Below are 24,073 nucleotides of genomic sequence, written 5' to 3' on the forward strand. Positions count from 1 at the left end.
TGGGTGCCGGATGGCGGCGTAAACGCCTTATCCGGCCTACCTCTACTTTTCGAATTTGCCTCTGGGAATAATAAAAAAATGCCTAAAAAGTCATTCCGTATTGCTCTCCCGTTATTGCTGTCTGCCTGTACTGCCTCCGCGCTGGCCGCGGAAACCATCGACCTGCGTATGTCCTGGTGGGGCGGCAACAGTCGTCATCAGGTGACCTTGAAAGCGCTGGAAGCCTTCCATCAACAAAACCCGGATATCAACGTCAAAGCGGAATATACCGGCTGGGACGGCCATACCTCGCGCCTTACCACGCAGCTGGCGGGCGGCACCGAGCCGGATGTGATGCAAACCAACTGGAACTGGCTGACGCTGTTCTCGAAAGACGGCAACGGTTTTTACGATCTCAATAAAGTGAAAGACGAAATCGGCCTGGACCAGTTCACCGCCAAAGATCTTCAACCGGTGACGGTGAAGGGCAAGTTAAACGGTATCCCCGTTGCCATGACCGCGCGCATCTTCTACTACAACGATCAGACGTGGAAAAAAGCGGGATTAAGCTATCCGCAAAACTGGGATGAGTTGATGCAGGCCGGGAAAACCTTTGAGACTAAGCTCGGCAAACAATACTATCCGGTGGCCCCGGAAAGCCTCGGCGTGCTGGCGTTGCTCAACTCTTATATGGTGCAGAAATACAACATGCCAGCCATCGATGAGCAGAGCAAAAAGTTTACCTATAGCGATGCGCAATGGGTGGAGTTTTTCCAGCTCTATAAAACGCTGATCGACAATCACGTTATTCCCGACATGAAGTACTACGCTTCCTTCGGCAAGGGGAATATCTATGAGATGAAGCCGTGGATTGAAGGCGAGTGGGGCGGCGTGTACATGTGGAACACCGCCGTGACCAAATATTCCGATAACCTTAAACCACCGGCGAAGCTGGAGTTGGGGAGTTATCCGATGTTAGCTGGCGCCACCGACGCGGGGCTGTTTATGAAGCCGTCAATGATGCTGTCGATTGGTAAAACCACCCAACATCCGCAGGCGGCGGCAAAGCTGATTAACTTCCTGCTCAACAGCAAGGAGGGCGTGACGCTGCTTGGCCTGGAGCGCGGTGTGCCGCTCAGCAAAAGCGGCGTGGAGACGCTGACGGCGTCCGGCGTGATCAATGACAAAGACCCATCGGTGGCCGGCATTAAGCTCGCGCTGTCGCTACCGGCGAAGGTCGGCGTGTCGCCGTATCTGGAAGATCCCCAGCTGGTGCAGGAGTTTGACAGTGCGTTGCAGTCCATCGACTACGGCAAGAAAACCGTCGCCGAAGCGGCGGCGGATTTCAAGCGTCAGTCGGAGCGCATCTTAAAACGCGCGATGCGTTAACGCAGCAGCGGGCAATCCGGCGGCAGGCGACAGCGCAGCGCCGCCGGTAAAATCTCCATGCGGAACGAGGTCCCGCAGAGCGGCTCGCCGTCGAGGTTAAAGGTCATCTCATGCGATGCGGTGACCTCAAACCACGGCGACACGCTGTCCACCAGGTTCTCTTTACCGTCGTCGCTGGCGAGCGTATTCAACAGCGCGGGCAGCAGCTCTTCGCCGGTGAAAATACGCAGATGCAGCAGGCCGTCGTCAATCAATGCCTCCGGGCACAGCTGTTGCCCGCCGCCCGCCTGGCGACCGTTGCCGATGCCAATCACCAGCGCATCGCCCTGCCAGCTAAAGTTCTCGCCACGAATTTCGCAGCGGTCGGGTTTTAGGGTATCCATGCGCATCAGGCCGTGAATCAAATACGATACACCGCCCAGCGCGGATTTCAGTTTCTCCGGCGTTTCGGTGGTGATGCGCGTACCGAAGCCGCCGGTCGCCATATTGATAAAGCAGGTTTCGTTATTAACCTGGGCAATATCCACCGGCACATCGCGCCCGGCAATCGCCAGCTTAAGGGCGTTAGCCATATCGGTGGGAATATTGACGCTGGTGGCGAAATCGTTCGCGGTGCCGAGCGGCACAATACCGAGGGCGGGAACCTGCTCGCTGTCGCACTGAATCAGCGCTGTCGCCACTTCATTGATCGTGCCGTCACCGCCGCCGGCAATCACCGTCGCCACCTGCAGCGCAACGGCTTCTTCGACGTAGCGTTCGGCATCACCTTTCTCCCAGGTGACGCGCACGTGAATTACCACGCCTTCATCGCGCAGCTGCGTGACCGCATCGCGCAGCTCGGGCGTACTGGCGCTTTTGCCGTTAAGTATCAGTAAACTCGCTGGAAAATCTGACATCCTTGGTACCTCTTGAGGGGGTATGCAAAGAGTGTAACAAAGGATGCGGCGATGCGCTTTAGGAGGGAAGGCCAAAAAAATAAGCCCGTGTAAGGGAGATTACACGGGCTAAGGAGGTGGTTCCTAGGTACAGCTAGCATTTATGGGTTATGTTTTTCAGCGAGGGAATAGTATCTGGAATCAATAATTCCGTCTGTGATCCATTTCTAAGAATCCTTGCTATTGAAAAACAATATAAATGTACTAGCCGTTATGCGGATTGCGAGTGGATTGTCCTGAGAAATTACGCATCAGCAGGCCATACTCCAGCGCCATATCTTCCGGCACGGGCAACCATACGGTGTGGCCGTCGCCCGGCGCGACGGGCATCACTTCGCCTTTGGCGTTTTCCATATGTTCCAGCGTGAAGTTGACGTTGCCCTGTGGGGTCATAAGCTCCAGGCTATCGCCAATCAGGAATTTGTTTTTCACCGCTACCGCGGCCAGGTTGCCTTTACGCTCGCCGGTAAATTCGCCGACAAACTGCTGACGCTCGGAAACCGAATAGCCGTATTCGTAGTTCTGATAGTCGTCATGGGTGTGGCGACGCAGGAAGCCTTCGGTATAGCCGCGATGCGCCAGGCCTTCCAGGGTTTCCAGCAGGCTGGTGTCGAACGGTTTGCCGGCGGCGGCATCGTCGATGGCCTTGCGGTACACCTGTGCGGTACGCGCGCAGTAGTAGAAGGATTTAGTACGGCCTTCAATTTTCAGCGAGTGCACGCCCATCTGGGTCAGACGCTCAACGTGGGCAATGGCGCGCAGGTCTTTCGAGTTCATGATGTAGGTGCCGTGCTCGTCTTCAAAGGCGGTCATGTACTCGCCTGGACGTTTGGCTTCTTCAATCATAAACACCTGGTCGGTCGGCGCGCCGACGCCCAGCGTAGGCTCAACGTTTTGCACCGGAATCGGCTCATATTTGTGGACGATGTTGCCAACGTCGTCTTCTTTGCCTTCCTGCACATTGTATTCCCAGCGGCAGGCGTTGGTGCAGGTGCCCTGGTTCGGGTCGCGCTTGTTGATGTAGCCGGAAAGCAGACAGCGGCCGGAGTAGGCCATGCACAGCGCGCCGTGAACGAAGATCTCAATCTCCATATCCGGCACCTGGCTGCGAATTTCTTCAATTTCTTCCAGCGACAGTTCGCGAGAAAGAATGACGCGGGTAAGACCCATCTGTTTCCAGAACTTCACCGTGGCCCAGTTGACGGCGTTCGCCTGTACCGACAGGTGAATGTCCATCTCCGGGAAGTGCTCGCGCACCAGCATGATCAGGCCCGGATCGGACATAATCAGCGCATCCGGCCCCATATCCACCACCGGCTTCAGGTCACGAATAAAGGTTTTCAGCTTGGCGTTATGCGGCGCGATGTTCACGACCACATAGAATTTTTTACCCAACGCATGGGCTTCGTTGATGCCGAGCTGCAAGTTTTCGTGATTGAATTCGTTGTTACGTACGCGCAGGGAGTAGCGAGGTTGGCCCGCGTAAACCGCGTCAGCGCCGTAAGCGAAAGCGTAACGCATATTTTTCAGCGTTCCCGCCGGGGAAAGGAGTTCCGGTTTAAACATGATTTTCTCGTTCTGATGACAGGTCAGATTCGCCGCACCTGATGCGGCGAGTTGGGGAGTGCCCCCACATTAAGGGCGGGCATTGTAGCGCTGTGGGGAGGCGAGGTAAAGCGCCGGGTCGTCGCGGGAGACAACCCGGCGGAGGATCTGCCATCAGGTATTATCTTTGACGGTCTCGCTGGTGCCGTTGGTTTTCACCGAGGCGATGCCCTTATCACGCGACTGTTCGGTCGCGTACAGTTGACTGGTGCCAATGACCTGGTGGTTGCCCGCTTTCAGGTTAAAGTGAAATTTGCCATTGGTGGCGGTTTTCTTTTCATAATGCGCGTCCTGCGGGCTGTTGACCCGCACCGAGGCGATGCCTTTTTCCGCGGCCGCCCGGGTGGTGTACAGCTCGCTGGTGAGAATAACCTCCCCGTTTCCCGCCTTCAGAACAAATCGAAACTGATCGTTGCTGCTTTTGCTTAATTCAAACCAACCAGCCATGGTGACTCCTTGATTAAATTAACATCGTTGAACGTATCGACTGACACTATGAGTATGGGAGAAATTGGCGAAGTTGCGAGCAGAGGAGAAGTGAGAGCGGCGAGCGCGCGCCGCTCGAAGGCATCAGGACAGGCGGCAGGCGTCGGCTTCCCAGCGATAGCCCACACCGTACACCGCGCGGATAAACGACTGATCGGCGTCGAGCGATTCCAGCTTGCGGCGCAGGTTTTTAATATGGCTGTCGATGGTACGGTCGGTCACCACGCGGTAGTCGTCGTACAGATGATTCAGCAATTGTTCGCGCGAGAACACTTTGCCAGGCTCCTGTGACAGCGTTTTCAGCAGGCGAAACTCGGCAGGGGTGAGGTCCAGCGGGCGATCGCGCCATGAGGCTTGAAAACGGCTTTCATCAACGATGAGCGGGCTTTGTTCGTCCAGCGTTTGTAGTTCGTGACGCGGCTTGCAGCGGCGTAAAATGGTTTTCACGCGCGCAACCACTTCGCGCGGGCTGTACGGCTTGCAGATGTAGTCATCGGCGCCGATCTCTAAGCCCAGCAGACGGTCGATCTCTTCAATTTTAGCGGTCACCATAACCACAGGAACGTCGGAGAAGCGACGAATTTCGCGGCAGAGGGTGAGACCGTCGGTGCCCGGCAGCATCAGATCCAGCAGGATGAGATCCGGCGGCGTCTGATGCACGTACGGCAGCACTTTGTCGCCGTGGCTAATCAGCGTCGGGGCGTAGTGCGCTGCCAGTAAATAGTCGATGAGCAACTGCCCCAGCTTGGGTTCATCTTCCACAATCAGGATGCGTGGGGCATTTTCATCAATCGGTAACTCGGTCATATTTCTCTCGGTAATACACGTTCCAGCGGTAACTCTACTTTAATGCTAACCCCACCAAAAGGCGAATGCCCAACGTTGAGGTGCCCGCCGTGGGCGGTGACGATGTTTGCGCAAATGGCTAACCCCAGGCCAGAACCGCCGCTGGCGCGGTTGCGAGAACCTTCGGTACGGTAGAAACGCTCGCAAAGCCTCGCCAGCTGTTCATCGCTGACGCCGGGGCTGCTGTCGGCGAATTCCAGCACGATGCTTTGTGGGAGCAGTTCGGTGCGAATCAGCACCTGGCCGCCGCTGTCGGTATAGCGCAGGCTGTTTTCCAGCAGGTTATTGAATAACTGCATCAAGCGGTCCGGATCGCCAAATACGGTGGCGTTTTCTGCCAGCGCCAGATTGAGCGTCAGCCCACGGCTGGCAAGACGTTCGCGGAAGGCATCGGCGGCGATTTCAATCAGGCTAATGATATCGACCGGCGCTTTCTGGTAGGCCAGCGCCCCTTCATCGGACATCGATAACTGATGCAGATCATCAACCAGCTTGGTCAGGGTGGCGACTTCGGCCTGCAAAGAGGTGACCGATTCCGGGGTGAATTTGCGTACGCCGTCCTGAATCGCCTCCAGCTCGCCGCGCAGTACCGCCAGCGGCGTGCGTAGCTCGTGGGAGATATCGGCCATCAGGTCGCGGCGCATCTGCTGGTTTTTTTCCAGCGTGCTGGCGAGCTGGTTGAAGTCCTGCGCCAGTCTGCCCAGTTCATCGCTGCTGCTCACCGGGACACGGGTGGAAAAGTCGCCCGCCGCCAGCTTGTGGGTGCCTTCCACCAGCCGCCGCACTGGGGCAATCAACCCGCGAGCCAGCGGGAAGGTCGCCAGCGCCGCCAGCAATGTCGCCAGCCCGACGATAAGCCAACTGGTGCGGCGCTGCTGTTGATCGAAGTTGATATCGGTGTTGCGGGTCAGCCGCTCGACCGGTGAAGCGATCACCGCGCCGACCTCCATACCGTTGACGATAATGCCGCGCCGGGAGCCGTCGTGCGGTACCGCTTCGCGCGGGCCGACCAGCACGCGAGCGTTTTGGTCGACTACCCAGAACTGCGTGCGCCAGCCGTGCGGCGGCATGCCGCCGCGATCCGGGCCGCGAGGCGGTTCGCCGTCCGGCCCCGGAGGGCCGGGCGGCTGGCGGTCATCACTGTTGTCATGTTCAAACGAACGGAGGATCTGGAAAATAAAACGATCGTTATTGCGTAAGAAGCGCCAGTTTCCGTGCTGGGCATACTGTTCAGCCAGTGCGTCGCTAAGCAGCTGCAACCGCTGCTCGTTGCCACGCTTGATATAGTCAATAAAGCCGCGCTCAAAGCTAATGCGCACGGCCCAATGCATGCTGATCAGCAGCACGATGCAGGTGGCTAAGATGGCGAGAAACAGTTTGCCGGAAATTCCCGGGCGCCATAATTTCACGGTCTACTCCTTCAGTTTGCGTCGGGCAATAACCACGTTTTTGCTGGTGTCGTCCGGCACGCGCGCGAAGACGAGAGCGGGAAGCGCAATAATGATGGCCATACAAATATAGGTGTACATAAAGACGTGATGCGTCGCCTCGCTGCCGATGGCAATGTGCTGCTGACCGAACATGCCCAGCAGAATCCCGGCGATGGTAACGCCGATACTCATGGAGAGCTGCATGATCATCGACAGCAGGCTGTTGCCGCTGCTGGCGAATTCGTCCGGCAGGTCTTTCAGCGTCAGGGTATTCATTGAGGAGAAACGGCTGGAATTGACCATTCCCTGAATAAACAGCACCACCGGTAGCGCGTAGTACCAGCCTGCCAGCGCGGTGAACATAAACAGCAGGCTGATTAACGACAGCCCGAGCGTGGCGAATACCAGCACGTGGCGGTAACCGAAGCGGTTGACCACCTGCACCACTATCCGCTTCATGCCCATGCTGCCCAGCACCATCGGAATCATCATCAGCCCTGCGTGGAAGGGGCTGAAGCCAAGGCCGATTTGCAGGAACACCGGTGTCATAAACGGCAACATGCCGCTGCCGATGCGCCCGGCAAAGCTGCCTGCCAGCCCCAGAGAGAAGGTGGAGGTGTTAAACAGCTTAAGGCTGAACAGCGCGCTGTCGTTGCCGCGCGCATGCCACAGATACAATCCAATCGACACCATACCGACGGCGACCAACATGCCCATCGTTAGCGATGAAATGCCAAGGCCTTTCTGGCCGTCGAGGGCTAAGGTTAACGTTGCCATGCCCAGCGCCAGCACCACGAAACCGGAAATATCAAATTTCCGCGTCTGGACGGTGTAGTTGGGCATCAACATCAAAGTGGCGATACCACCCACGATGCCAACCGGGATGTTAATCAGGAATATCCAGTGCCAGGAGGCGTACTCCACCAGAATCCCGCCCAGAGCCGGACCAAGCAGCGGGCCAACCTGGCCGGGCAGGGTGACGAAGGTCATTGCCGCCATATACTGCTCGCGCGGAACGATTTTCATCACCGTCAGCCTGCCGACGGGCACCATCATCGCGCCACCAATCCCCTGTAGCACGCGCGCCATGACCAGCTCATTGAGCGTGCTGGAAAGTGAGCAGAACAGCGAGCCGAGGGTGAACAGGATAATGGCGGTGAAGAAAATATTACGCACGCCGACACGATCGGCGAGCCAGCCGCTGGCGGGCAGCATGACGGCGACGGTCAGCACATAGGAGACCACCACCATGTGCATATGCAGCGGGCTCTCCCCCAGGCTTAACGCCATGGAGGGGAGGGCGGTGTTGACGATGGTGGTGTCCAGCGATTGCATAAAAAAGCCGAACGCCACGATCCAGAGTTGCCAACGAACGTTAGCGGGTAGTTCAGTCATCGTTATTCAGTTACCGATTGTCGGGGTTGACGCGAAAAACGCAGACGCAGACGATCGAAGAACAGATAAACCACCGGGGTGGTATAGAGGGTTAACAGCTGGCTCATCACCAGACCCCCTACAATGGTAATCCCGAGAGGTTGACGCAGTTCGGAGCCATCGCCCCCCGAAATCACCAGCGGCAGCGCGCCAAACAGCGCCGCCAGCGTGGTCATCATTATCGGGCGAAAACGCAGCAGACAGGCCTGGAATATGGCCTGTTCCGGCGGCAGATTGCCGTTACGCTGGGCTTCAAGGGCGAAGTCGACCATCATGATGGCGTTTTTCTTCACAATGCCAATTAATAGCATGATCCCGATAAGGGCGATTAGGCTGAACGGGGCATTGAACAGCTCCAGCGCCAGCAACGCGCCAACGCCCGCCGACGGCAGCGTGGAGAGAATGGTCAGCGGGTGCACGTAGCTCTCGTACAGGATCCCCAACACGATATACACCGTGGCGATGGCGGCGATGATCAGGATAATCTGCGAATTCATTGTCTCCTGGAATACCTGCGCCGTCCCGGCGAACGAGCCGCGCACCGTGTTCGGCACGCCAAGCTGGGTCATGGCGCGGTTAATCGCGTCGCTGGCTTCCGACAGGGATTTACCGGTCGGCAGGTTGAAGGAGACGGTCGACGCCGCCGACAGCCCCTGGTGGTTGACCGACAGCGGCGCGTTCGAAGGCTGCCATTTGGCGAAATAAGAGAGCGGAATGGCTTTCCCGTCGCTGTTAATGACGAACATTTTATCCAGCGCGCTTACATCCTGGGTGTAGACGGGGTCTACCTCCATCACCACTTTGTACTGGTTCAGCGGTTGATAAATGGTGGAGATCTGCCGCTGGCCGAAGGCGTTGTTCAGCAGGCTGTTGGCCGCCTCGACGTTAATGCCCAGCCGTGACATGGTTTCACGATCGTAGACCAGTGCCATTTCTGCGCCGTTGTCCTGCTGATCCGAGTTGACGTCCGCCAGCTCCGGCAGCGCCGCCAGCGCTTTGCGGATTTTGGGCTCCCACTCACGCAGCGCGCTGAGGTCGTCCGACAACAGCGTGTACTGATAGCTGGCGTTCGACTGGCGGCCACCCACGCGGATGTCCTGCACCGCCATTAAGAACAGGTTGGCCCCCGGCTCTTTGGCCAGCTTTTTCCGCAATCGGTCGATAACCTGTTGCGCCGACTCCTGGCGCACGTCGCGCGACTTCAGGGTGATAAACATCATTCCGCTGTTCACCCTGGAACCGCCGGTGAAACCGGTGACGTTATCCACCGCCGGATCTTCACGAATAATCTTCATGAAATCCTGTAGCTTACCGCGCATCGCCTGGAAGGAGATGCTCTGGTCGGCCTGAATGCCGCCCATCAGCACCCCGGTATCCTGCTCCGGGAAGAACGTTTTCGGGATGGAGATATACAGCCAGACGTTCAGCGCGATGGTTGCCAGGAACACCACCCCCACCAGCTTCGCATGGTTCAGCACCCAGCGCAGCGATTTGCCGTAACCCTGTTGCATGGCGACCAGCAGACGCCCCAAACCTTTATTACGGGTTGGCGAATGCGGGCGGCTGGATTTCAGCATCCAGCCGCACATCATCGGCGTCAGGGTCAGCGAAACGGCCAGCGAAATACCGATCGCCACCGACAGCGTGACCGCAAATTCCCGCAGCAGCCTGCCGGGCAGACCGCCCATCAGCAGCAGCGGCAGGAACACCGCCACCAGCGAAACGCTCATTGACAGGACGGTAAAGCCCACTTCGCGACTCCCCTGTAGCGCGGCTTGTAGCGGTTTCATGCCTGCTTCCAGGTGGCGGGAAATATTCTCCAGCACCACGATGGCGTCATCGACCACGAAACCGGTGGCGATGGTCAGCGCCATCAACGACAGGTTGTTGAGGCTGAAACCGCACAGGTACATCGCGGCGAAGGTGCCGATCAGCGAGACCGGTACCGCCACCGCCGGAATCAGCGTGGCGCGGCCGGAGCGCAGGAACAGGAACACCACCAGAATCACCAGCGCCACTGAGATCACCAGCGTTTGCTCAACTTCCTCAAGCGAAGCGCGGATCGTCGGCGAACGGTCCTGGGCAATTTGCAGGTCGATAGCCGCGGGAATGGTCTGTTGCAGCTCCGGCAGCTCGGCGCGAATACGATCGACCGTGTCGATAATATTGGCTTCCGGCAGCTTGCGGATCATCAGCAGGATGGCCGGTTTGGCGTTGGTCATCCCGGCGTTACGCACGTCCTGCACCGAGTCGCTGACCGTCGCCACGTCGCTCAAACGCACCGCCGCACCGTTGTTGTAGTGCACGATCAGCGGCTGGTACTCAGCGGCTTTTTTCAGTTCATCGTTAGTCTGCACCTGCCAGCGATGGGCGCTATCGTCGATCGCCCCCTGCGGTTTACGCACGTTGGCGTTGCTGATGGCCGTGCGCACCGCGTCCAGCGAGACGCCCTGGTTAAACAGCGCCTGCGGATTCAGGTCAACGCGCACCGCGGGCAGCGAGCTACCGCCGACGTCCACGTCGCCCACGCCGTCAATCTGCGCGATGCTTTGCGCCAACTGGGTGGAGGCGAAATCGTACAGCTCGCCCTGCGAGTAGGTATCCGAGGTCAGCGTCAGGATCATGATCGGCGCATCGGACGGGTTGGCTTTGCGATAGGTCGGACGACTGGGCATCCCGCTTGGCAGCAGGTTTTGCGCGGCGTTAATCGCTGCCTGCACGTCGCGCGCCGCGCCGTTAATATCGCGATCGAAGTTAAATTCCAGAATGATACGCGTGCTGCCCAGCGAGCTGCTGGAGGTCATTTCATTGACGCCCGCAATGCGCCCTAGCGAGCGCTCCAGCGGGGTCGCCACCGACGAGGCCATGGTTTCCGGCGATGCGCCGGGCAGCGAGGCGCTGACCATAATCACCGGAAAGTCGACCTGCGGCAGCGGGGCCACCGGCAGCAGACGAAAGCCGAGCACGCCGCAGAGGGTGATGGCGACGGATATCAGGATCGTCGCCACCGGGCGGTAGATGAAGAGGGCAAAAAATTTCACTTACGCTTCCTCTTCACGGCGCGGGAAGCGGCTTTTCAGGTACAGCGACAGGCGGTCAAACAGCAGGTAAATCACCGGTGTCGTAAACAGGGTGAGTACCTGGCTGACCAGCAGGCCGCCCACCATGCCGATCCCCAGCGGGCGACGCAGCTCGGCACCAACGCCGGTGCTCAGCATCAACGGCAGCGCGCCAAGCAGCGCGGCGAGCGTGGTCATCAGAATCGGACGGAAACGCAGCAGACAGGCCTGATAAATCGCTTCGCGCGGCGCCATTCCCTGCTCACGCTCGGCGGCCAGCGCAAAGTCGATCATCATGATCGCGTTTTTCTTAACGATACCGATCAACAGGATGATGCCGATAATGGCGATCACGTCCAGTTCGTTGCCCGCCAGCATTAATGCCAGCAGCGCGCCGACCCCTGCGGTCGGCAGGGTCGAGAGAATGGTGATCGGGTGGATAAAGCTCTCATACAGCACGCCGAGCACGATATACATCGCCACCACCGCCGCGACCACCAGCCAGATGGTGCTGCTCAGCGCCGACTGGAAGGCGAGGGTGCTGCCCTGGAACTCGGTACGGATATCCGCCGGGAAGTTCAGGGTTTTCTCACTATCCAGAATGGCCTGTACCGCATCGCCCAGCGAGTAGTTATCCGGCACGTTGAACGAAATGGTGGTCACCGGGAACTGGTCGAGGTGGTTAATCGACAGCGGCGCAAAGCGCTGTTCAATTTTGGCGATCGCCGTCAGTGGCACGATGCCGCCATCGCTGCTGGTCAGGCGCACGTTATCCAGCGCCGCCAGGCCCGGCGTGGCGCGGGTGTCGTGCTCCAGCACCACGCGGTACTGGTTGGCCTGGGTATAGATGGTTGAAATCAGACGTTGACCAAAGGCGTTGTACAGCGCGTTATCGACGTCGGCCATTGAAATACCGAGACGGCTGGCGCTATCGCGGTCGACGTTAACGTAGGCTACCAGCCCTTTGTCCTGCCAGTCGCTGCTGACATCGGAAAGCTGCGGCAGCGCCTGAAGCTGGGTCATCAGCTGCGGCACCCATTCGCTTAGCGCATCCAGCGAGTTGGCCTGCAGCGTAAACTGGTACTGCGTGCGGCTGACGGTGGTGTCGATGGTCAGATCCTGCGTCGGCTGGAGATACAATTCGATGCCGGGAATGCGGTCAACCGCGTGTTGCAGCCGGCTAATGACCGTCTGTACCCGATCGTCACGCTCGTCGAGCGGTTTCAGGTTGATCTGCAAACGTGCGCTGTTGAGCGCCGGGTTGGTGCCGTCGACGCCGACAAACGACGTGAGACTTTCTACCGCCGGATCTTTCAGGATGGCGTCGGCAACTGTCTGCTGGCGTTGCGCCATGCTGGCGAACGACACCGACTGCGGCGCCTGTAGCGTGCCCTGAATAATGCCGTTGTCCTGAATCGGGAAGAAGCCTTTCGGAATGGCGATCCACAGGATGACAGACAGCGCCAGCGTACCCAGCGCCACGCCGAGCGTCAGCCACGGATGGTTCAGCACGCGGGCCAGCAGATGGCCGTAGCCTGCAATCACCCGGTCGAAGAAGCGCTCGCTGGCGCGGGAGAAACGGTTCTGTTTACGCAGCGATTCGTGGCTGAGCATGCGCGCGCACATCATCGGCGTCAGGGTTAACGACACGACTGCCGAGATGAGTATCGCCACCGCCAGCGTAACGGCGAATTCGCGGAACAGACGGCCCACGATATCGCCCATAAACAGCAGCGGGATCAGCACCGCGATCAGCGAGAAGGTCAGCGAGATAATGGTAAAGCCAATCTCACCCGCGCCTTTCAGCGCGGCGGCCATGGGTTTTTCGCCTTTTTCGATATAGCGCGAAATGTTCTCGATCACCACGATGGCGTCATCGACCACGAAGCCCGTGGCGATGGTCAGCGCCATCAGCGTCAGGTTGTTGATGGAAAAATCGAGGAACACCATCACCGCGAAGGTGCCGACCAGCGACAGCGGCACGGCGACGCCGGGGATAATGGTTGCCGGGACGTTACGCAGGAACAGATAGATGATCATCACCACCAGCGCAATCGCCAGCATCAGCTCAAACTGGGTGTCGGAAACCGAGGCGCGAATGTTGGTGGTACGGTCAGACAGGACCTCGACCTTAACGGATTTCGGCAGGCTTTCGGTTAGCTGCGGCAGCATCTGGCGGATGCTGTCCGCCGTTGAGATGATGTTTGCGCCAGGCTGGCGCTGGACGTTCATCACGATGGCCTGCTTTTTGTTCGCCCATGCGCCAAGCCAGGTGTTTTCAGCGCCTTGCTCGATGGTTGCCACGTCGCCTAAGCGAATAGCCGCACCGTTTTTATAGGCGATAATCAGCGCCCGATACTCCTGCGCCGACTGCATCTGGTCGTTGGCCGAGAGCGTCACCGCGCGTGCCGGGCCATCGAGGCTGCCCTTGGCCGAGTTGACGTTGGCGCTGGTAATGGCGGTGCGAATATCTTCGCTGGTCAGCCCCAGCGCGGCGATAGCCTGGGCGTTGAGCTTCACGCGCACTGCCGGGCGCTGGCCGCCGGCGAGCGTCACCAGACCGACGCCGGAGACCTGGGAAATTTTCTGCGCCACGCGGGTTTCCACCATGTCTTCTACTTCCGTCATCGGCGTGGCGGAAGAGGTGACGGCGAGGGTCATGATCGGCGGATCCGCCGGGTTGACCTTGCTGTAGACCGGTGGGTTAGGCAGGTCGCTGGGCAGCAGGTTAGTGGCGGCGTTAATGGCAGCCTGGACTTCCTGCTCGGCGACATCCAGCGGCAGGGTAAGCTGGAACTGAAGGGTGACGACCGACGCGCCGCCGGAGCTTTGCGACGACATCTGCTTCAGGCCGGACATCTGGCCGAACTGGCGTTCGAGCGGCGCGGTTATCGCTGAGGTCACCACGTCGGGGCTGGCGCCCGGATAGAGCGTCACCACCTGAATGGTCGGATAGTCCACCTCCGGCAACGCGGAGACCGGCAGGAAGCGGTAGCCGATGATCCCGGCCAGCAAAATCGCCACCATCAACAGCGTGGTGGCGACAGGGCGCATAATAAACAGGCGGGATGGGCCGCCCGTATTGCTCGGCGGTAACACTTGCATCAGCCGCGCGCTCCTTTATGGCCTGCTGCGGCGGCCGGTTTTTCCGCGCCTGCGGTGGAGGCGTCATGAGCGGTAACCACTTCCACTTTCGCCCCTTCGGTTAAGCGGTCGATACCGTCGGTGACCACCCGGTCGCCCGCGGAGAGTCCGGCATCAATCACCACTTTCTGGCTATCCTGGATACCTGGAATCACGGTGTGTTTGCTGACTTTGTTGTCGCTGTTCAGCACCCAGACGAAGTGACCGTCATTGCCCATTTGCAGCGCTGCGGTTGGGATGACCACCGCATTTTGCTGGGTATCAACCAGCATACGCGCGTTAACAAACTGGTTCGGGAACAGCGCGTCGTCCTGGTTGTTGAAACGGGCCTTCAGCTTGATGGTGCCGGTGGTGGCGTCAATTTGGTTGTCGAGGCTCAGCAGCGTGCCCTCGCTCAGCTTCTGTTTGTTGGTGCGATCCCAGGCTTCTACCACCAGCGTTTTACCGGCTTTTTGCGCGGCCACCACGGTGGCGATGTCGTTTTCCGGCAGGGTGAAGACGAGATCGATCGGATGCGTTTGGGTCAGCACGACGATACCGGTGGTATCACCGCTGGAAATCTGGTTGCCGATATCCACCTGTTTTAAGCCCACGCGACCGTCAATCGGTGCGGTGATGCGGCTCCAGTCGAGCTGCAGCTGGGCGCTGGCGACGGCGGCCTGGTCGGCTTTAATCGTGCCTTCGGTTTCGCTCACCAGCGATTGCTGGGTATCCAGCTCCTGGCGAGAGACAAGATTGGTTTTGACCAGTTGCTGATAGCGGGCTAAATCACGACGTGCATTAGCGAGCGTGGCTTTATCTTTAGCCAACTGCCCCTGCGCCTGAGCCAGCGCCACTTTAAACTGGCTGGGGTCAATTTCCGCCAGCAGATCGCCGGCTTTGACCTGCTGGCCTTCCTGGAAGTGAATGGTCATCAGTTGGCCGTCGACGCGGCTGCGCACGGTAACGGTATTGGCAGCGGTAATGGTGCCCAGCCCGCTGAGGTAGCGCGGTACCGCTTCACTGGTGGCGGTAGCGGCCTGGACCGGCGCCAGCGCGCCGCCAAAGCGTCCACCGTGTCGCCCGCCGCCAGCTGACGGCGCTCCCGCCGGTTTGGCTGCGGTGGAACCCGAGGTGTCAGAATTGCTGCTAAAGTGCCAGATGCCAGCCGCCCCCGCGACCACCACCAGCACGGCCAGCGCTACCCGCCAGCGAATTTTATGACTGCCTTTCATCGTTATAGGTGTCTCGTCCTGAATCATTTCACGAAATGATACTAGTTTAGTAACGGAACGCTCGGGAAAAATGGAGGAAATATGAAACACGGAAGGAATCGTCTGAATCGCGTCAGCTTTACGAGACTCCTCGCAATCCGCGGCGATGAAAAACCGCGCAATCGCCGCGTGTGCTACCGTCAGCGGCGTTTGCAGGGCGCTAAAACAGGAAAGCCCCTCCTGACGAAGGGGCCTTATATAAGGCCCCTCCTGACGAAGGGGCCTTATATAAGGAAAGGGTTATGATGAGGCTAGTCATCATACTGGTAATACTCTTAGTCATTAGCTTACCGGCTTACTAAGATACCAGGGGGAGGAGCAATCCTCCCTTACCCTCATTCCTTTACGATAGGTCGAAAAAACAGCGAAGTCAACGACGATATATCAGGCAAAAACCACCTGCGCCCAGCGGGCCAGACCGGCGGTGACCGAGCCAAAATCGTCGCCACCGGCAACGGGAATGCCCGGCAGCTGTTCGGCCAGCGCTTTTTTAATCAGCGGCGAGCGCGCGCTGCCGCCGGTTAAATAAATGACGTCCGGCTTTTCGCTGCTGTTTTCTAACGCCAGTTGTACCTGCTCAAGAATACGGGTCAGCGGCTGGTTCAGCGCCGCTTCCAGCCCGTCCTGGCTGATGGCGGTGGCCAGCGTGTCGCTGATAAACGGCAGGTGGGTATCGATTTGTGCGCTTTCGGACAAGGCGATTTTGCTCTCTTCCGCGCTGCGCACCAGACGATAGCTTAAACGCTGCTGCCATACCTTGTAGAGCAGAGCGACCTTTTCCGCATCGCGGGCATCGCGCGCCAGGTCACGCAGCAGGCGGCCATTGGCTGAGCTGTAGAAGTCGGTCTGCGCCGGAACATCGTTGATCGCCACCGCGTTCCACCAGGGCAGAATGGGCAGGGCGATGCCTTTTTCGGTTTCGCCGCCCATGCCGAGCAGCGGCATCAGGCTTTTAAACGCCAGCGCGATGTCCAGATCGTTACCGCCCACCCGACAGCCGCTGTGGCCGAGCAGGCTCTGTTCGCGGTCATGACGGGTCCGCCACTGCGGCCCCATCAGCAGCACCGAGCAGTCGGTGGTGCCGCCACCGATGTCGACCACCAGCACGCGTTTTTCTTCGCTGAGGCTGGCTTCGAAATCCAGACCGGCGGCAACCGGTTCGTACTGGAAAACCACGTCGCGGAAGCCGGCACGCTGCGCCGCGCGTTGCAGAATACCTACCGCCTGTGTGTTGGCTTCATCGCCACCCAGACCCTGGAAGTTAATCGGGCGACCAATTACCGCCTGCTCGATGGTTTCCTGAAGCTGTGACTGCGCCTGCTGGCGAATATGCAGCATCATCGAACAAACCAGATCTTCGAAGACGGCGACCTGCTGCGGCTTGAGGCCGCTAGCGCCGAGGAAGGATTTAGGCGACTTAACAAAGTACACCTCTTCCGGATCGTCGATGTACTGCTTGAGCGACGCGAGGCCGAACTGCACGCTATTGCCCAGTACCTCGATATCTTCGTCGCGGTTGTAGTTCATCGCCCGACGCAGCAGCGCCTGAGTTTCATCACCCGTTGCCGGTACCTGATGGTGGCGGTACAGCCACTCGCTGACCGCTTCGCGGGTCGGGGCCGACAGCATGGACGGCAGTAGGGAACTGCCGTTTTCCATCATCAGCATGCGCGGTGCGCCATCCTGCATCACGGCGACAGAGCAGTTCGCCGTCCCGTAGTCAAAACCAATAAACACGTCAATCATCCCCATGCCAGTGAAGAAAGGGGGGCGACTTTAGCGGAATGTGGTGATGGCGGCAACAGGAATATGAAAGCAAGGTTTTCCCATTGATTAACCGCTATGCTGTAACGCAATCTTTGCTGTCTGACGAGAAGGATAAAGGATGTTTGAACTGCCCTGGCTGCCGCCATATGACTGGCGCTGGATGTTCGGTTTTTTACAGGCGCGTGCTGTCGCAGGTATCGAATGTTTCCATGATCAAAGCTATACCCGCAGTTGGGGGCTCGGGCCACACCATGGGCTTATCACCATGACGCCTTATCCCGCCCGCCAGGTGCTGCGGGTCACGCTTTCCGCCGGGCTGCTGCCAGTCGCTGACGAAGCGCTGATGCGGGTGGCGAAATTGCTGGATCTGCACTGCGATCCACAACAAATATCGCGCGCGCTCGGAACGCTGGCGGCGGCAAAGCCGGGGTTACGACTGCCTGGCGCGCTGGACGCCTTTGAACAGGGCGTGCGGGCGATTCTCGGGCAACTGGTGAGCGTGACGATGGCCGCGAAGCTGACCGGTAAAGTGGTGGCGCTGTATGGCGAGCCGCTCGCACAGGACGCCTCTTTCTCGTTGTTCCCAACGCCAGAGCGGCTGGCGGCGGCGGACCCGGCGGCGCTGAAAGCACTGGGCATGCCGCTCAAACGGGCGGAAGCGTTAATACATTTTGCCCAGGTTGCGCTTAGCGGAGAACTGCCGCAAACGCAGCCGGATGACGTGGCGCAGGCGCTAAAAGCGCTACAACAATATCCCGGCATTGGCCGTTGGACGGCAAACTACTTTGCCCTGCGCGCCTGGCAGGCGAAAGATATCTTTTTGCCGGACGACTACCTGATTAAGCAGCGCTTCCCGGGTATGACGCCCGCGCAGATTCGCCGTTATGCCGAACGTTGGCAGCCCTGGCGATCTTACGCGTTATTGCATATCTGGCACGCCGACGACTGGTCGCCAGAAGAATGTACCGGGGTATAAACCGTCACGATACCGCGACCGTTATTTTTTGAGGTGTAGCAGGCAGCATCGGCCTGAACCAGCACTTCCGCCAGTTGGGCGTTATGGTTGTGAATCAACGTCAGCCCCGCGCTGGCGCCAATACGGTGCAACCGTCCTGCCCAGAAAAATTCGTAATGTTTGATGGCATCGACAATGCGCTCGCTGGCGCTAAGCGCCTGCTCGGTAGAGCAGTGACGCAGAATAAAACCAAATTCATCACCGCCAAGTCGCGCCAGAATATCGCCCGGTCGCAGCAACGAGCGCATTAGCCCGGCAATTTCACGCAGTAGCGCATCACCGGCAGCGTGCCCGGCACTGTCGTTGACTGCCTTGAAGAAATCGAGGTCGAGCATCACCAGCGCATGCGACTGATGTCCTCCGGGCAGCGATTTCAGCAGGCCTTTCAGCTGGCTTTCAAAGCTGGAACGATTGGGCAACCCGGTGAGCGCGTCGTGGCTGGCGTTGTAGCTGAGCTGGCGCAGCAGGCGGCGCGATTCCGTGACGTCCTGAATGACCAGCACAAAACCGATATGCTCGCCTTCCTGGGTACTGAGCGGGGTCATGCTGTGGTGAATATCAAAACTGCCGCCGTAGCGGCTATGCAGGACTTTGTTCAACTCAATATCGCTATCCAGGTTTTCATCGCTGTACAAATTCTCCAGCCGCGGGCCCTGGTCTCCCTGCGTAATATACAGCACCTCGTGCAATGATTTCCCTTGCGCCTCAGCCTGCTTCCAGCCGCTGATTTTCTCGGCAACCGGGTTCATAAAGATAATGTTTTGCTGGCTGTCGGCGCTGATCACCGCTTCACGAATGGAGTCGAGAGTGATGTGCAGGCGTTCTTTTTCCTGGAACAACGCTTCGTTGGTTTCGGTTATCTCCGCCATCAGCCGTTTGTTGGCTTCGCGGCTCTTTTTCAGATCGTTAATATCTTCAATCTGCTGGATGAAATAGAGCGGCGTTCCATCAGCGTTGCGTACCAGCGAGACGGCCAGCAGCGCCCAGACCGCCTCGCCCTGGCGGGTACGGTAGCGCTTTTCAAGCGAGTAGCTCTCAATTTCGCCACGCGCCAGACGGTCCAGTTGTTCAAGGTCTTGTGCTAAATCTTCCGGCCAGGTGACCTGCTGGAAGGTCATTTGATGCAGTTCGTCAGGGGGATAGCCCAGAAACTTACTCAGCGCTTTATTGACCTGTAGCCACTGCCCATAGGCATCGACTATCGCCATGCCGACGGCCGAGTATTCCATGGCGTTACGAAAGCGGGTTTCACTTTCCGCAATGCGGCGCCGTTCACTGTATACGGCATACATCGCGATGCTCATTACCCCTGTGGGTAATTGCACCATCAGGAACGGCAGCCCCAGCATATTGCTCAGCCGGTAGGTATGAAGGGTGTTTTCGATGTTCTCCTGTACCAGCGGATGCTGCGCGGAGAGGGCCAGAACCATCATGATGAGGAGTAAAAAGATCAGGAAGGCTTCAATACGCGGCAGACGTACCGCGCTCCACATCATGAGTACCATTATGAAGGTAAACGGCCAGGGCATGTACAACATGGCGATTACGCTGAGCGCGAGGGTGATGGCTGCGGTCAGAATCGTCGAGATCAGCAGCGTGCGGTTACGATAACGCTGAAAATAGTCTGCCCGGATGAGCATTCCCAGCGGAACTACCGCCAGGGCGCCTGAGGCATCCGAAAGCATCCAGACCAGCAAGGTCTGGAAAGCATTGCCTCCGGGCATCAAACTGGCTACCACAATACCGCTCAACAATGGCGGGATCAGCGCGGTGGCGATCGCCATTTGAGTCCAGTGGCGTAAGTTTCTTAGCGGGTTGTCGAGGTTCAGCCATCGGCGCAGCAGTAACGCGCCAACCAGCGCTTCCATAAGATTGGTCAACGGATGCAACAGCCCATTCTGCTCGGGGGCGTAAAGCGCGGTGGCGAGGACGATCCCCAGTACGCCAGCAACGCTCATGCAGGGCCATAGCGAACGCTTAACACGGTAGAATGCGACGGTCATGATGGCCGTCGGAAACCAGACCGGCGATAGCACGTTGTGAGTGTGCATGAGTGATAATGAAAAGAGGGTGAACAAAAATGTCGCTGCCCACAAACCAAACAGTATTTGCAGTGAGTGCTGTTGTGACGCGGGGCGGAGAGGTTTAACGCTGATATTGTTCTTCATTACCACTGTTTTTCCGGAGGCGACGCTGCTCCGGCCATGCTGAAACAAGCCGTGATTATGCAACAACATTAGCGGAATTTATCAGATATGTGACGCTAATTGACAATAATCATCAGTTTGTGTCACCTGTAATATCATATTCGTTAATGTATGACGTCAGTAGAATCCGACGTATGGGCGTTTCTCCTTTTGTCATCGCCGATCGTTGTATTCGACTAGTATCGTTGCCCTGAAATCCCTATAATTGCCGCGTTTGGCGCTGATACACGTGACTATTCGGAACGTTTCCTCTTGAATAATATTGTCTATTCGTGCCGTCCTTCCTAACATCCAGGTTAATCGGGTCGCAAAATTTATGACTGATAAGTCTCATCAGTGCGTCATTGTAGGCATCGCCGGCGCATCGGCTTCAGGTAAAAGTCTTATTGCTAGTACGCTGTATCGCGAACTGCGCGAACAGGTGGGCGATGAGCACATCGGTGTCATTCCTGAAGATAGCTATTACAAAGACCAAAGTCATCTGTCGATGGAAGATCGGGTTAAAACTAACTATGACCACCCGAACGCGATGGACCACAGCCTGCTGTTCCAGCATCTGCAAACGCTGAAGCGCGGCAACCCAATTGAACTGCCGGTTTATAGCTATGTCGAACACACCCGCATGCAGGAAACGATTCATATTGAACCGAAGAAAGTGATCATCCTTGAAGGGATCCTGCTGCTGACCGACGCGCGTCTGCGCGAAGAGATGAACTTCTCTATCTTTGTCGATACGCCGCTGGACATCTGCCTGATGCGCCGCATCAAGCGTGACGTTAACGAGCGTGGTCGCTCCATGGACTCCGTGATGGCTCAATACCAGAAAACGGTGCGTCCGATGTTCCTGCAGTTTATCGAGCCGTCCAAGCAGTACGCCGACATCATCGTGCCGCGTGGGGGCAAAAACCGCATCGCTATCGATATTCTGAAAGCGAAAATTAGCCAGTTTTTTGAATAACTCACACGAATTGTGTAACGTGCAATAAACGCCCTCAACCGTGACGGAAGAGGGCCGTCGTACAAAAGGAGAGTGATATGCGTCTGTGTGACCGTGATATAGAAGCCTGGCTGGACGAAGGGCGACTGTCGATTAACCCGCGTCCGCCGATTGAGCGTATCAATGGTGCCACCGTTGACGTGCGTTTAGGCAACAAGTTTCGCACCTTCAGCGGCCACACTGCCGCCTATATTGATTTAAGCGGGCCGAAAGCGGAAGTCAGCGCGGCGCTGGATCGTGTGATGAGCGAAGAGATTGTGCTCGCGGAAGGCGACGCCTTCTACCTGCATCCGGGCGAACTGGCGCTGGCGGTGACGCTGGAATCGGTCACGCTGCCCGCGGATCTGGTCGGCTGGTTAGACGGTCGTTCCTCGCTGGCGCGTCTGGGGCTGATGGTGCACGTCACCGCGCACCGTATCGATCCGGGTTGGTCGGGTTGCATCGTATTGGAATTCTACAACTCCGGTAAGCTGCCGCTGGCGCTGCGTCCGGGGATGCTGATCGGTGCACTGAGCTTCGAACCTCTGTCGGGCCCGGCGGCGCGTCCATACAACCGTCGTGAAGATGCCAAATACCGCGATCAGCAGGGCGCGGTTGCCAGTCGTATTGATAAAGACTGACCCATCGCAAAGCGGATGAGGGTGCCATGAGAAGAATATTGACGACACTGATGATTCTGCTGGTGGTACTGGTTGCCGGCCTGTCATCGTTGGTGCTGCTGGTCAATCCTAACGATTTCCGCAGCTATATGATCAAGCAGGTGGCTGAGCGCAGCGGATATCAGCTGGAGCTGGACGGTTCCCTGCGCTGGCACGTCTGGCCGCGGCTAAGCATTTTGTCCGGACGCATGACCTTAACCGCGCCCGGCGCCAGCGCGCCGCTGGTGCGGGCGGACAATATGCGTCTCGACGTGGCGCTGCTGCCGTTGCTGTCACATCAGCTGCAGGTTGAGCAGGTGATGCTCAAAGGCGCGGTGGTACAATTGACGCCGGAAACCGAGGCGATTCGCGACCAGCGAGCGCCGGTGGCGCCAAAAGGAACCTCGCTGCCTCAGGAGTCTGGCGATCGCGGCTGGTCATTTGATATTGCCGGGCTGCAGGTCATTGACAGCGTGCTGGTATTCCAGCATGAAAGCGATGAGCAGATGACGGTCCGCGATATTCATCTGCAGATGCAGCAGGATGCCGGGCATCAGGCCACCGTCGATTTCTCAGGCCGCATGAACCGCGATCAGCGCGACTTATCCCTTCGTTTCTCCGCCGCCGTTCAGGCGGGCAACTACCCGCAGAGTCTGGATGCGCAGCTGTCGCAAATCAGCTGGCAGCTTCAGGGCGCCGATCTTCCGGCCCAGGGCATTAACGGTAACGGTAGCGTGAACGTTAGCTGGCAGGAGGACGCGAAGACGCTCAGCTTTAACGCGCTCAATCTGATGGCCAACGACAGTACGCTGACCGGTAAAGGCAGCGTGGTGCTGGGCGATAAGCCGGTGTGGTCGCTGAACCTCCAGTCCGACAAGCTCAACCTCGATAACTTGCTGGTGCGCTCGGATATCCTCCTCAGCGGTGGCGCGCAGCAGGCGCAGTCGGCGCCGAACAAACCGCGTCCGGTGATAGCCAACGGTGTTAATTTACCGCCTTATAGCGGCCTGAAAAGCTTCGATGGTTCGCTTGCGATGACCGCGAACCAGATCGTCTGGCGCGGGCTGCCGTTTACCCATGTGACCCTGCAGGCCGATAACCAGCGTGGGCTGCTGCATATCTCTCAGCTGGAAGGTTCATTGGCCGGTGGTCAACTGTCGCTGCCGGGCACGCTGGATGCACGCAGTGGGACTCCGCAGGCCGAATTTCAGCCTAAGCTCGACAACATCGAGATTGGCAGCCTGTTGAAGGCCTTCAACTATCCCATCAACATGACGGGCAAACTGTCGCTGGCCGGTGATTTTTCGGGTTCGGTGATTGATGCCAACCATTTCCGCCGCGACTGGCAGGGGCAGGCGAATCTTGAACTAAGAGACACCCGTACCGAAGGGCTGAACTTCCAGCAGTTGGTTCAGCAGGCGGTTGAGCGTAGTACAGACGTGCAGGCGCAGGAGAACTATGACAGCGCCACACGGCTGGATGAACTGACGACCGATGTTGACCTCGATAGCGGCATTCTGGCGCTCAGTAACATGAAAGGGAAATCCTCGCTGATGCAGATGACCGGCAAAGGCACTCTCGATCTGATGAAAGAGGAAGGCGATCTGCAGTTCGGTATTCAGGTTACTGATGGTTGGCAGGGGCAGGGCAAGCTGGTGGATATTCTGAAGTCTACGGCTATTCCGCTGCGCGTTTACGGTAAATGGGAAGCGCTGAACTACAGTTTGCAGGTAGACCAGATACTGCGCCGTCAGCTACAGAACGAGGCGAAGCGTCGGTTAAATGACTGGGCGGAACGCAATAAGAACACCCAGTCCGGTAAAGACGTGAAGCAGCTCCTCGATAAGCAGTAACATCCCTAAGCCCGGCGGCATGGTGCCGCCGGGAAA

The 24,073-nt window shown here is 58.1% G+C and carries 17 protein-coding genes; 6 read left to right on the forward strand and 11 right to left on the reverse strand.

The window, feature by feature from the left end:
- Window positions 1-78: 78 nt before the first annotated feature.
- Window positions 79-1,368, forward strand: coding sequence for an ABC transporter substrate-binding protein (locus GY169_RS08255; RefSeq protein WP_223882151.1), 1,290 nt, complete (start codon window positions 79-81; stop codon window positions 1,366-1,368).
- Here GY169_RS08255 and yegS read toward each other — a convergent pair.
- From yegS to GY169_RS08300, 9 genes are all read right to left on the reverse strand, one after another.
- A complete protein-coding gene (yegS, locus tag GY169_RS08260; protein ID WP_167575461.1) occupies window positions 1,365-2,264 on the reverse strand; it encodes a lipid kinase YegS in 900 nt (299 codons plus the stop codon). The genes GY169_RS08255 and yegS overlap by 4 nt on opposite strands.
- Window positions 2,265-2,507: 243 nt before the next feature.
- Window positions 2,508-3,869 carry a tRNA 5-hydroxyuridine modification protein YegQ gene (gene yegQ / locus GY169_RS08265; RefSeq protein WP_065357425.1) on the reverse strand — a complete coding sequence of 454 codons (1,362 nt, stop codon included), beginning with the start codon at window positions 3,867-3,869 and terminating at the stop codon, window positions 2,508-2,510.
- A gap of 153 nt (window positions 3,870-4,022) precedes the next feature.
- On the reverse strand, window positions 4,023-4,355 hold the full coding sequence (locus tag GY169_RS08270) for a YegP family protein (RefSeq protein WP_167575462.1): 333 nt from the start codon (window positions 4,353-4,355) through the stop codon (window positions 4,023-4,025).
- 123 nt (window positions 4,356-4,478) lie between these two features.
- On the reverse strand, window positions 4,479-5,201 hold the full coding sequence (gene baeR, locus GY169_RS08275; protein ID WP_167575463.1) for a two-component system response regulator BaeR: 723 nt from the start codon (window positions 5,199-5,201) through the stop codon (window positions 4,479-4,481).
- Entirely contained in the window at window positions 5,198-6,649 is a 1,452-nt protein-coding gene (gene baeS, locus GY169_RS08280; RefSeq protein ID WP_167575464.1) for a two-component system sensor histidine kinase BaeS, read from the reverse strand. The genes baeR and baeS overlap by 4 nt, the downstream gene beginning before the upstream one ends.
- Before the next feature lie 3 nt (window positions 6,650-6,652).
- Complete coding sequence (locus GY169_RS08285; protein ID WP_167575465.1) at window positions 6,653-8,065, reverse strand: MFS transporter; 1,413 nt, start codon at window positions 8,063-8,065, stop codon at window positions 6,653-6,655.
- Between the two features lie 2 nt (window positions 8,066-8,067).
- The gene (gene mdtC / locus GY169_RS08290; RefSeq protein ID WP_167575466.1) at window positions 8,068-11,145 is read right to left on the reverse strand and encodes a multidrug efflux RND transporter permease subunit MdtC; all 3,078 of its coding nucleotides are present in this window, start codon (window positions 11,143-11,145) and stop codon (window positions 8,068-8,070) included.
- Entirely contained in the window at window positions 11,146-14,268 is a 3,123-nt protein-coding gene (locus tag GY169_RS08295) for an MdtB/MuxB family multidrug efflux RND transporter permease subunit (RefSeq protein ID WP_167575467.1), read from the reverse strand.
- Window positions 14,268-15,521 (reverse strand): MdtA/MuxA family multidrug efflux RND transporter periplasmic adaptor subunit, encoded by a 1,254-nt coding sequence (locus GY169_RS08300; protein WP_167575468.1) that lies wholly within the window; start codon window positions 15,519-15,521, stop codon window positions 14,268-14,270. The genes GY169_RS08295 and GY169_RS08300 overlap by 1 nt, the downstream gene beginning before the upstream one ends.
- A 281-nt stretch (window positions 15,522-15,802) precedes the next feature.
- Here GY169_RS08300 and GY169_RS23605 point away from each other — a divergent pair, with 281 nt between their 5' ends.
- Window positions 15,803-15,862, forward strand: a complete 60-nt coding sequence (locus GY169_RS23605; RefSeq protein WP_112919032.1) for a type I toxin-antitoxin system Ibs family toxin — start codon at window positions 15,803-15,805, stop codon at window positions 15,860-15,862.
- Window positions 15,863-15,944: 82 nt separating this feature from the next.
- Here the strand turns inward: GY169_RS23605 and yegD are convergent, their stop codons facing one another.
- Window positions 15,945-17,297: a molecular chaperone gene (gene yegD, locus GY169_RS08310; RefSeq protein WP_167577259.1), complete on the reverse strand. Its 1,353-nt coding sequence runs from the start codon at window positions 17,295-17,297 to the stop codon at window positions 15,945-15,947.
- A 148-nt stretch (window positions 17,298-17,445) separates the two neighbouring features.
- Between yegD and alkA the strand changes: the two genes are divergently transcribed.
- The gene (gene alkA, locus GY169_RS08315) at window positions 17,446-18,303 is read left to right on the forward strand and encodes a DNA-3-methyladenine glycosylase 2 (protein ID WP_167575469.1); all 858 of its coding nucleotides are present in this window, start codon (window positions 17,446-17,448) and stop codon (window positions 18,301-18,303) included.
- On the opposite strand, the gene GY169_RS08320 is transcribed toward alkA, so the two are convergent.
- Complete coding sequence (locus GY169_RS08320; RefSeq protein WP_167575470.1) at window positions 18,240-20,579, reverse strand: PAS domain S-box protein; 2,340 nt, start codon at window positions 20,577-20,579, stop codon at window positions 18,240-18,242. The two genes, alkA and GY169_RS08320, sit on opposite strands and share 64 nt — an antisense overlap.
- Before the next feature lie 286 nt (window positions 20,580-20,865).
- On the opposite strand from GY169_RS08320, the gene udk reads away from it, so the two are divergent.
- The 3 genes from udk (at window position 20,866) to asmA (ending at window position 24,037) form a co-directional block, all read left to right on the forward strand.
- Window positions 20,866-21,507: a uridine kinase gene (gene udk / locus GY169_RS08325; RefSeq protein WP_001575945.1), complete on the forward strand. Its 642-nt coding sequence runs from the start codon at window positions 20,866-20,868 to the stop codon at window positions 21,505-21,507.
- Window positions 21,508-21,584: 77 nt separating this feature from the next.
- Complete coding sequence (dcd, locus tag GY169_RS08330; RefSeq protein ID WP_032281180.1) at window positions 21,585-22,166, forward strand: dCTP deaminase; 582 nt, start codon at window positions 21,585-21,587, stop codon at window positions 22,164-22,166.
- A 26-nt stretch (window positions 22,167-22,192) separates the two neighbouring features.
- Window positions 22,193-24,037, forward strand: coding sequence for an outer membrane assembly protein AsmA (asmA, locus tag GY169_RS08335; RefSeq protein WP_167575471.1), 1,845 nt, complete (start codon window positions 22,193-22,195; stop codon window positions 24,035-24,037).
- The last annotated feature ends 36 nt before the right edge of the window (window positions 24,038-24,073 follow it).

The sequence above is a fragment of the Kluyvera genomosp. 3 genome (assembly GCF_011765685.1).
GTDB classification, from domain to species: domain Bacteria; phylum Pseudomonadota; class Gammaproteobacteria; order Enterobacterales; family Enterobacteriaceae; genus Kluyvera; species Kluyvera georgiana_A.

Bases quoted from the DNA above. Each gene is read 5' to 3' on its own strand.
- GY169_RS08255 (WP_223882151.1), top strand. From the start codon at position 79: ATGCCTAAAAAGTCATTCCGTATTGCTCTCCCGTTATTGCTGTCTGCC.
- yegQ (WP_065357425.1), bottom strand. From the start codon at position 3,869: ATGTTTAAACCGGAACTCCTTTCCCCGGCGGGAACGCTGAAAAATATG.
- GY169_RS08300 (WP_167575468.1), bottom strand. From the start codon at position 15,521: ATGAAAGGCAGTCATAAAATTCGCTGGCGGGTAGCGCTGGCCGTGCTG.
- GY169_RS08270 (WP_167575462.1), bottom strand. From the start codon at position 4,355: ATGGCTGGTTGGTTTGAATTAAGCAAAAGCAGCAACGATCAGTTTCGA.
- asmA (WP_167575471.1), top strand. From the start codon at position 22,193: ATGAGAAGAATATTGACGACACTGATGATTCTGCTGGTGGTACTGGTT.
- baeR (WP_167575463.1), bottom strand. From the start codon at position 5,201: ATGACCGAGTTACCGATTGATGAAAATGCCCCACGCATCCTGATTGTG.
- udk (WP_001575945.1), top strand. From the start codon at position 20,866: ATGACTGATAAGTCTCATCAGTGCGTCATTGTAGGCATCGCCGGCGCA.
- GY169_RS08320 (WP_167575470.1), bottom strand. From the start codon at position 20,579: ATGTTGTTGCATAATCACGGCTTGTTTCAGCATGGCCGGAGCAGCGTC.
- alkA (WP_167575469.1), top strand. From the start codon at position 17,446: ATGTTTGAACTGCCCTGGCTGCCGCCATATGACTGGCGCTGGATGTTC.
- GY169_RS08285 (WP_167575465.1), bottom strand. From the start codon at position 8,065: ATGACTGAACTACCCGCTAACGTTCGTTGGCAACTCTGGATCGTGGCG.
- GY169_RS08295 (WP_167575467.1), bottom strand. From the start codon at position 14,268: ATGCAAGTGTTACCGCCGAGCAATACGGGCGGCCCATCCCGCCTGTTT.
- dcd (WP_032281180.1), top strand. From the start codon at position 21,585: ATGCGTCTGTGTGACCGTGATATAGAAGCCTGGCTGGACGAAGGGCGA.
- yegS (WP_167575461.1), bottom strand. From the start codon at position 2,264: ATGTCAGATTTTCCAGCGAGTTTACTGATACTTAACGGCAAAAGCGCC.